Origin of the sequence: Acidiphilium sp. PM, from assembly GCF_000219295.1 — a bacterium.
Taxonomy (GTDB): domain Bacteria; phylum Pseudomonadota; class Alphaproteobacteria; order Acetobacterales; family Acetobacteraceae; genus Acidiphilium; species Acidiphilium multivorum.
The window spans coordinates 1-8,917 of sequence record NZ_AFPR01000222.1 but is presented as its reverse complement, the minus strand read 5'-3'; the positions used below and the strand labels follow the sequence as shown (position 1 = coordinate 8,917).

The 8,917-nt window shown below is 65.2% G+C and carries 10 protein-coding genes; 8 read left to right on the top strand and 2 right to left on the bottom strand.

The window, feature by feature from the left end; all coding sequences use genetic code 11:
• The 3 genes from APM_RS10060 to APM_RS10050 all read left to right on the top strand — a co-directional run.
• Nucleotides 1-705, top strand: a 705-nt coding sequence (locus APM_RS10060) for a phosphate acyltransferase (RefSeq protein WP_007423263.1), incomplete at its 5' end; no start/stop codon positions are given.
• Between the two features lie 84 nt (nucleotides 706-789).
• Complete coding sequence (gene acs, locus APM_RS10055) at nucleotides 790-2,724, top strand: acetate--CoA ligase (protein ID WP_007423262.1); 1,935 nt, start codon at nucleotides 790-792, stop codon at nucleotides 2,722-2,724.
• Nucleotides 2,725-3,585 carry an alpha/beta fold hydrolase gene (locus tag APM_RS10050; protein ID WP_007423261.1) on the top strand — a complete coding sequence of 287 codons (861 nt, stop codon included), beginning with the start codon at nucleotides 2,725-2,727 and terminating at the stop codon, nucleotides 3,583-3,585.
• A gap of 296 nt (nucleotides 3,586-3,881) precedes the next feature.
• On the opposite strand, the gene pcp is transcribed toward APM_RS10050, so the two are convergent.
• Nucleotides 3,882-4,562, bottom strand: a complete 681-nt coding sequence (pcp, locus tag APM_RS10045; protein ID WP_007423260.1) for a pyroglutamyl-peptidase I — start codon at nucleotides 4,560-4,562, stop codon at nucleotides 3,882-3,884.
• Nucleotides 4,563-4,638: 76 nt separating this feature from the next.
• Between pcp and APM_RS10040 the strand changes: the two genes are divergently transcribed.
• On the top strand, nucleotides 4,639-5,394 hold the full coding sequence (locus APM_RS10040; protein ID WP_007423259.1) for an HpcH/HpaI aldolase/citrate lyase family protein: 756 nt from the start codon (nucleotides 4,639-4,641) through the stop codon (nucleotides 5,392-5,394).
• A gap of 58 nt (nucleotides 5,395-5,452) precedes the next feature.
• Here APM_RS10040 and APM_RS10035 read toward each other — a convergent pair whose 3' ends face one another.
• Nucleotides 5,453-5,665, bottom strand: a complete 213-nt coding sequence (locus APM_RS10035) for a hypothetical protein (protein ID WP_039888256.1) — start codon at nucleotides 5,663-5,665, stop codon at nucleotides 5,453-5,455.
• Nucleotides 5,666-6,195: 530 nt separating this feature from the next.
• Here APM_RS10035 and APM_RS10030 point away from each other — a divergent pair.
• The 4 genes from APM_RS10030 to APM_RS22395 form a co-directional block, all read left to right on the top strand.
• Nucleotides 6,196-6,444 (top strand): response regulator transcription factor, encoded by a 249-nt coding sequence (locus APM_RS10030; RefSeq protein WP_007423258.1) that lies wholly within the window; start codon nucleotides 6,196-6,198, stop codon nucleotides 6,442-6,444.
• A gap of 215 nt (nucleotides 6,445-6,659) precedes the next feature.
• Nucleotides 6,660-6,956 (top strand): transposase, encoded by a 297-nt coding sequence (locus APM_RS10025; protein WP_158004995.1) that lies wholly within the window; start codon nucleotides 6,660-6,662, stop codon nucleotides 6,954-6,956.
• 262 nt (nucleotides 6,957-7,218) lie between these two features.
• Nucleotides 7,219-8,781, top strand: coding sequence for a magnesium-protoporphyrin IX monomethyl ester anaerobic oxidative cyclase (gene bchE / locus APM_RS10020; protein WP_007423256.1), 1,563 nt, complete (start codon nucleotides 7,219-7,221; stop codon nucleotides 8,779-8,781).
• Nucleotides 8,712-8,917: hypothetical protein (locus APM_RS22395; RefSeq protein WP_138919187.1), on the top strand; the 206-nt coding region annotated here is incomplete at its 3' end. The genes bchE and APM_RS22395, both read left to right, overlap by 70 nt.

Genomic DNA, 8,917 nt, shown 5'->3' with positions numbered 1-8,917 from the left:
CCGGATGCGGCGCAGCGCCAGCTCTCGCGCCGGCCGACCGTGGCCGCCGGGATGCTGCTCGCCGCCGGCGAGGCGGATGCGGCGATCTGCGGCGGGCTCGGCGACTGGTCGCGCCAGTTCCGCTACGCGATGCCGATCATTCCGCGCAAGCCGGGGATCAAGCGGGTATCGGCGATGACGGCGCTGATCCTGCAGAGCGGCAACCTCTTCTTCTGCGACACGCACGTGAACGAGGACCCCTCGTCGGAGGACATCGCCGAGATGACCCATCTGGCGGCGGGAATGGTCTCGCATTTCGGGATCACGCCGAAGGTGGCGCTGCTGTCGCATTCGAATTTCGGGGCGTCGAACTCGGCCTCCGCGCGCAAGATGCGCCGGGCGCTGGCGCTGATCCACGCGCAGGATCCGGAACTCGAGGTCGATGGCGAGATGCACGCCGACGCGGCACTGTTCGAACCGATCCGCGCCCGCGCGGTGTGCGACAGCCGGCTGACCGGCTCGGCCAACCTGCTGGTGATGCCCTCGATCGACGCGGCGAATATCGGCTTCAACCTGCTCAAGGCCGCCGGCGAGGCGGTGACGGTCGGCCCGTTCCTGCTCGGCTTGTCGAAGCCGCTGCATATCGCGATCCCGAGCGTGACCGCCCGCGGCCTCGTGAACATGAGCGCTGTCGCCGCGATGGAGGCCGCGCTGATGGCGGGGTAACGGCGCTGCGGTTTTTGCACCGCAGCACTTTCAGATTTCAGGGAAACTTGCCATACTCGAAAGAAATTTTAGGAGGAAACAGGCATGTCGCAGCCCGAAACCATTCCCGTGAAGCCGGAGATCGCCGCTAACGCGCTTGTCGATCGTGCGAGATACGACGACATGGCGCGCCGCGCGGCGGAAAATCCCGAGGCGTTCTGGGCCGAGGAATCCAAGCGCATCACCTGGATGACGCCGCCGACCCGCATCAAGAACGTCACCTTCACCGGCAATGTCTCGATCAAGTGGTTCGAGGACGGCGTGCTGAACGCATCGGCCAACTGTCTCGACCGGCATCTCGCCACCCGCGGCGACCAGGTTGCGATCATCTGGGAAGGTGACGATCCCGGCGAACAGAAGCATGTGACCTATCGCGAGTTGCACGCCGAAGTGTGCCGCATGGCGAATGTGTTGAAGTCGCTCGGCGTGCGGAAGGGCGACCGCGTCACCGTCTACATGCCGATGATCGTCGAGGCGGCGGTGGCGATTCTCGCCTGCGCGCGCATCGGCGCGGTTCATTCCGTGGTGTTCGGCGGGTTCTCGCCGGACAGCCTCGCCAACCGCATCCAGGATTGCGACAGCTCGATCCTGATCACCGCCGATGAAGGCCGCCGCGGCGGCCGCAAGGTGCCGCTGAAGGCCAATGTCGATGCCGCGGCGAAATCCTGCCCGATGCTGAAGAAGGTTGTCGTGGTGAAGGCGACCGGCGGCCAGGTCGACATGCAGGACGGCCGCGACGTCTGGTATCACGAGGCGGCGGCGACCATGCCGCTCGACTGCCCCCCCGAGCCGATGAATGCCGAGGACCCGCTCTTCATCCTCTACACCTCCGGCTCCACCGGCAAGCCCAAGGGCGTGCTGCACACGACCGGTGGTTACATGGTCTGGGCGAGCTTCACCCACCAGTATGTGTTCGATTACCATGACGGCGAGGTCTACTGGTGCACCGCCGATGTCGGCTGGGTGACCGGCCATACCTATATCGTCTATGGTCCGCTCGCCAACGGCGCCACCACGCTGATGTTCGAGGGGATTCCGAACTACCCCGACACCAGCCGCTTCTGGCAGGTGGTGGACAAGCACAAGGTCAACATCTTCTACACCGCCCCGACCGCGATCCGCGCGCTGATGCGCGACGGCGAGGGGCCGGTGAAAAAGACCTCGCGCGCCTCGCTGCGGGTGCTGGGTTCGGTCGGCGAGCCGATCAATCCTGAAGCCTGGCTCTGGTACTATCGCGTCGTCGGCGACCAGCGCTGCCCGATCGTCGATACCTGGTGGCAGACCGAAACCGGCGGCATCCTGATCTCGGCGCTGCCCGGCGCGATCGACCAGAAGCCAGGCTCGGCGACGCTGCCGCTGCCCGGCGTGAAGCCGGTTCTGGTCGATGGCGACGGCAACGTCCTGGAAGGGGCGACTGAAGGCAATCTCTGCCTCGCCGACAGCTGGCCCGGCCAGATGCGGACGGTTTACGGCGATCACGAGCGGTTCATCCAGACCTATTTCTCGACCTTCCGGGGCTTCTACTTCTCCGGCGACGGCGCCCGCCGCGACGAGGATGGATATTACTGGATCACCGGCCGGGTAGACGACGTCATCAACGTCTCCGGCCACCGGATGGGCACGGCCGAGGTCGAGAGCGCGCTGGTCGCGCACGCCAAGGTGGCCGAGGCCGCGGTGGTGGGCTTCCCGCACGACATCAAGGGACAGGGCATCTACGCCTATGTGACGCTCGTCGCCGGCGAGGAGCCGACCGAGGAACTGCGCAAGGAACTGGTGATGTGGGTCCGCAAGGAAATCGGCCCGATCGCCGCGCCGGATGCGATCCAGTGGGCGCCCGGCCTGCCCAAGACGCGCTCGGGCAAGATCATGCGCCGAATCCTGCGCAAGATCGCCGCGAACGAGACCGACAGCCTGGGTGATACCTCGACCCTCGCCGACCCGGCGGTGGTCGACGATCTTGTCCGCAACCGGATGGCCTGATTGACCGGCGCCGAAGTGAGCGGGATGATCGAGCACGAGGCCGGCCGGGTCCATCGGGTGATGGGCTCGGGCGGTGTCGGATTGCATGTGCGGGAATGGGGGAGCGAGCACGCGCAACCCATCCTGTTCATCCATGGCTGGTCGTCCTGCTACCTCGCGTGGCGGTCGCAGTTCGACAGCACGCTGCGCGAGCGGTTCCGCCTGGTCTGCGTCGACCTGCGCGGGCACGGGTTTTCCGACAAGCCGCTCGACCCCGCGATGTACCAGACCAGCGCCCACTGGGCCGACGATATCGCGGCGGTGATGATCGCGCTCGGGCTCAGGCGGCCGGTTCTGGTGGGCGCGAGCTATGGCGGCTACGTGATCGGCGATTATCTGGCCCGCCATGGCACCAAGAATGTGAGCGCTGTAAACTTCGTGGGTGCCGCCGTGATTTCGTCGAACCCGCCCGTCAATATCGGTCGCCGCTTCATCGAGGGGGCCTTGATGGCGGCCAGCGACGATCCCGCCGTGATGATCGAGGGGGCGCGCAGCGTGATCCACGCCACCACGCATCGCCCGCTGCCGCCGGCCGATGCCGAGCGCGCGCTGGTCGCGTTCGCGCTCACGCCACCCGCGATCCGCGCCTTCCTGCTGATGCGGACGCTCGATTTCACAAGGACATTGGCCGAACTCGACCGTCCGGTGCTGATCACCCAGGGGGATGAGGATGCGATTGTTCTGCCGTCGATGGCCGAGCATATCGCCGCAACTGTCCCTGAGGGACGGTTGTCTCTGTATCCGGAATGCGGTCACACGCCACAATACGAATTTGCCGAACGGTTCAACGGGGAACTCGCCGAATTTGCGGGCGCGGTCTGACGAAAGGCGACTTATGCAGGTTATGCGATAAATTCATGGCGGGTTCACAGAGTGAACCCTTTATTCCCGTCTGTGCCGTCTTATGTGACAGACAGGCCGGTTGCTCCGGTCGAGAGTTCGGCAGAGATGCCGCGAGTGATCCGGTCCTGACCGACCGGATAGGGATCTTCGGATCCCGACGTCTCCCAGACGTGAAGCCTCCCTGTTGACTTCCCCGCCGGTCCGCCGGCGGGGATTTTTTTGTGTCAGATCGGCAACACCATGATTTTGTAGCCAAATGTTGCGGAAATCGCAATCTATGCAATCGTTCCGCCGCTAATTCGCGGTCCGGTGTTGCCGTCGAGACACGCTTTGATCACGGCGCGGCCTGCCGCGATCATCCGATCGAGTGGCAGGGATGCGGCGCCGTCCTGGGCGGCGGGCATATCCGGCAAGCAGGGCACATGCACGAACCCGACAAGAGCCGGCCGGGCCATCGTCTCCGCGATGTGCCGCGCGAGATAGAAGGTGGCGTTGCACACGAAGGTGCCGGCGGTATGCGAGACGGCGACGGGTATGTCGGCCGCGCGCACCGCCTGCAGCGCGCCCTTGACGGGCAGGGTGCTGAAATACGCCGCGGGGCCGTCGAAGGCGACAGGCTCGTCGATCGGCGCATTGCCGTCATTGTCGGGAATGCGGGCGTCGACCAGGTTGATGGCCACCCGCTCGATGCTGATGCCCGATCGTCCGGTAGCGAGGCCGAAACCAATCACCACGTCGGGCGCCCAGTCCGTCATCGCCTCGCGCAGGGCGCTTTCGAGCGGCGTGAACGCGCAGGGCAGGACGTGCCGGCGGATCTCGGTGCCGGCGACAGGTTCCGCGGCAAGTCGCTCGACGAGCAGGGCGGAGGGATTGACGCTGTCGCCGCCGAACGGCTCGAACCCGGTGACGAGGATTTTCATGCCTTCGATATAGGCACCGGCGCATGCCGACGCCACCGGGCAGCGGCGCTACCCCAGTTTGTCTCCGCCGCGCGAGTGTGGAATTCTGCCTACTCATCGAGCGGAGGAGCGGATGACATTCAAGCAAATCTGGGAGTCGGGCCGTGCCGTGCTGAACGGCTGGCTGTCGGTTCCGGCCGGGTTCGCCACCGAACTCATGGCGCGTCAGGGCTGGGACAGCCTGACGGTCGACATGCAGCATGGGCTGATCGAGTATGGCGACGCGGTTCGGATGCTCACCGCGATCGCGACGACCGGGGTGATCCCGATGGTGCGGGTGCCCTGGTTCGAGCCCGGCATCGTCATGAAGTCGATCGACGCCGGCGCGCTCGGCGTGATCTGCCCGATGATCAATTCCCGCGCCGAGGCCGAAGCCTTCGTCTCCTGCCTGCGCTACGCGCCGCGCGGCCGGCGCAGCTACGGCCCGATCCGCGCCGCGCTGATCCATGGCGCCGACTATGCGCAGCGCGCCAACGACATGGTGACAGGCTTCGCGATGATCGAGACCCGCGCGGCGCTTGAGGCGATCGACGACATCGTCTCGCTTCCGGAACTCGACGCGGTCTATATCGGCCCGAGCGATCTCGCGCTGTCGCTCGGCGAGGCGCCGCGGTTCGATCCGGTGGACTCTCCCGTTCACGACGCGATCCTGCATATCCTCGCCCGCGCCAAACACCACGGCAAGCGTGCCGCGGTGCATACGGGCTCGGCCGCCTATGCGCGCAAGATGGTCGATGCGGGTTTCGATCTCGTCACCGTCGGCTCGGATGCCGCCTTCATCGCGCAGGGCGCCTCGGCGGCGGTGCAAGCCTTCCACGGAGGGACCTGACGCCGATGCCGCCGCCCCGGCAAGACTGCCGGATTTGACGCGCCCCGTGCCGGCGAGGTCATGCGCGGCAACTTTCATGTCGCTGCGCATGCGGGTCATGTTCGGCATCATCCTGGTCACGCTTGGCGCCGTCGTCATCTGGAACGGATGACGGCAGGTGCATGCCGAGCTGAACGCGGCGCAGGAGGTCGCGAAAGCAACCGTTCTGAACAATTTCCGGCTGTTGCGCGACCGGCCGGATCACAACGGCGTTCTGCGCGGCCTCGTGCATATCTTCGACGGCTCGCGCAACATCCGCATCGTGCTTTACGATTCCGCGCGCCGGGAACTCGCGGCGTCGCGACTGCGGGAGCCCACGACATCATCGTGCTGGATCTCTCGGCGCGCGACGAGACATCCGAGGTGTGAGCCAACATCTCGGATGACACGCTGTTCGTCGTTCTCTTCGTCGGCGTCTCCCTGCTGCTGGGCTGGCGGCTGATCGGCTGGATCCTGGCGCCGCTCGCCAAGCTGGCAAGCGGCATCGCCGATCTGCGCGCCGGCCGCACCGCTGGCCCGCGTGAACGGCGCTCGTTGGTCGCCGCCTTCAACGGTCTGGTGCGCGACCTCGCGGCACGCGCGGCCGAGGCACGCCAGCTCAGGATCAGATGGACCGGATTCAGGAGGAAGAGCGGGCCGACCTTGCCGTGACCTGCACGACGATGTCGGTCCGCAACTCTCTCTCACCAAGATAGAGTTCGACACGCCGAGGCCATGCCGGTGCGATGCTGGTGGTGACGGTGTTCAGATCCGGATGTCGTCGTGCGCGCTGGCCAGAAGCCGTCCCGAGAGCCTGAGGTCGACGCCACGCTCTCGCCGCGCGAGGCGGAAATCGTCCATCTGCTCGGCATGGGCAATTCGATCGGCCAGATCGCCGATGCGATGGGGGTGAGCTACAAGACGATCGCCAACAACTGCACGCGGATCCGCGGCAAACTCGGGCTTGCCGATGTAAAGGAGCTGGTGCGCCACGCGGTCGAGCGCCGCTTTCGCGGCACCGGGTTCGGTTAGAGCATCTTTATCAATACAATCGAGCATTACATCCGATCTGGAAGGATCGGAAAATGCTCGAGGTTCTGTACCATTTCCGTGACCACGGAGCGTTAGATTCAAGCCTCCACGCAGGGCTTGGAACATGGCGGACCGCTTCTGACTGAACGACACGTAATGGGCGGCGATCGGCCGATCGAGGGGTGGACGGACGACCAGGATCCATGCCGCCGCGGATGAGCAGGGTGCGCGTCGCCGCCGTCCTCCTGACGCCGGGACAGGTATCCGACATCAGCGGCGCCCGATCGCTTCTGCCGACCATGCCGCCGCCAGAAGACCTGATCGCCGACAAGGCCTACGACGCCGATGACCTCCGCGCCTTCCTCACCAGGCAGGGCACAAGGCTCGTGATCTCGACGACGCCCCACCGCCGCGCCATACCGGCTTTCGACTCCGTCGCCTACAGATTGGGCAATCTCATCGAGTGCGCCTTCTGCAGGCTCAAGGACCGGCGCGCCATCGTCACACGCTAGGACAAAGCCGCACGTGACGTTCTTGCCATTAGATGTCTCGTCCTCGCCGTCACGGCATGGGTCTGCTGAGTCCAGAACCTAGGACTAACATTCCGTAGTCCCAAATCTTTCGACATGGACACCATATGATCATATTTTATGTAATCAAATGATATACTTCATCTGAAAGCGTCATCACTCGGCACCCCTCCTTGATGTAGATCAAAGTGACATTTCGAATTGTCACTATAATCTGACATATCAAAATCACCGGGAGGGATGGATGCGGATCCTGCTGTTGCATCCGAATTATCATTCGGGCGGCGCCGAAATCGCCGGAAACTGGCCGCCCGCCTGGGCCGCCTACATCGCCGGCGCGCTGAAATCCGCCGGCTTCACCGATCTGCGCTTCATCGACGCGATGACCAACGACCTGTCGGACGACGCCCTGCGCGACATCCTCCGCGCCGAACGGCCGGACATCATCGGCAGCACCGCGATCACCCCCTCGATCTACAAGGCCGAGCGCCTGCTCAAGATCGCGCGCGAGGAACATCCCGGCGCGCTGACGGTTCTCGGCGGCGTGCACGCCACCTTCATGTATGGCCAGGTTCTCGCCGAAGCCCCCTGGATCGACGTGATCGTCCGCGGCGAGGGCGAAGGGATCATCGTCGATCTCGCCCGTGCCGTGGCGGCGGGGAATTTCGCGGCAACCCGCCACGACATCCGCGGCATCGCCTTCCGCGAGGCGGGCAAGGTCGTCGCAACCGAAGCCGCCCCCACCGTCAAGGATCTCGACGCCCTCGCCCCCGACTGGAGCATCCTCGACTGGGACCGCTACCGCTACATCCCGCTCGGCACCCGTGTCGCCATCCCCAACATGGCGCGCGGCTGCCCCTTCACCTGCTCGTTCTGCTCGCAATGGAAATTCTGGCGCGACTACCGCTACCGCGATCCCTCGAAAGTGGTCGATGAAATCGTGCGTCTGCGCGATGAGCACGGCGTCGGCTTCTTCATCCTCGCCGACGAGGAACCGACGATCAACCGGAAGAAATTCGTCGCCTTCTGCGAGGAGCTGATCGCACGCGATGTCGGCCTGCTCTGGGGCATCAACACCCGCGTCACCGACATCCTGCGCGACGAGGCGCTGCTGCCGCTCTACCGCCGCGCCGGGCTCATCCACGTCTCCCTCGGCACCGAGGCCGCCGCCCAGATGAAGCTCGACCGTTTCAACAAGGAAACCACGATCGAGCAGAACCGCAAGGCGATCGCCCTGCTGCGCGCCGCCGGCATCGTGGTCGAGGCGCAGTTCATCGTCGGGCTGGAGAACGAAACACGCGAAACGCTGGAGGAAACCTACCGCATGGCGCGCGACTGGGCGCCCGATCTCGCCAACTGGTCGATGTACACGCCCTGGCCCTTCTCCGACCTGTTCCGCGACCTGGCCGACAAGGTCGAGGTGTTCGACTACGAGAAATACAATTTCGTCACCCCGATCATCCGCCCCGCGGCAATGGACCGCGCCGAACTACTCGACCGGGTGATGCACAATTACCGCCGCTTCTACATGCGCAAGGCGCTGTTCTCCTACCCCTGGGCCGGCTCCGGCGCGCGAAGGCGCTATCTGCTCGGCTGCCTCAAGGCGTTCATGAAATCCGGCTTCGAGCGCAAATTCTACGATCTAGGCCGGGTCGGCTACTGGGGGCCGCAATCGAAGCGCAAGGTCGATTTCCATTTCGACGGCGCCCGGAGCAAGGCCGGCGCGGAGCAGGTCGAATGGCGCACCATGCACGACAACAAGCGGCACCCAAGCAAGGCGCCCAGCCCTGCGGAACCACCACCCTGACCGCGCTCGACAATCCGTCGGGGCCGCGCATCGGGCCGAACGCGATCCTCCAGGTCTTCGCCGCCCTCGACGCCTCGGGCGGACAGGCCTGCGTCGCCCGGGTCGCGCGCGCGGCCGGCGCCGAATCGCATCTCTC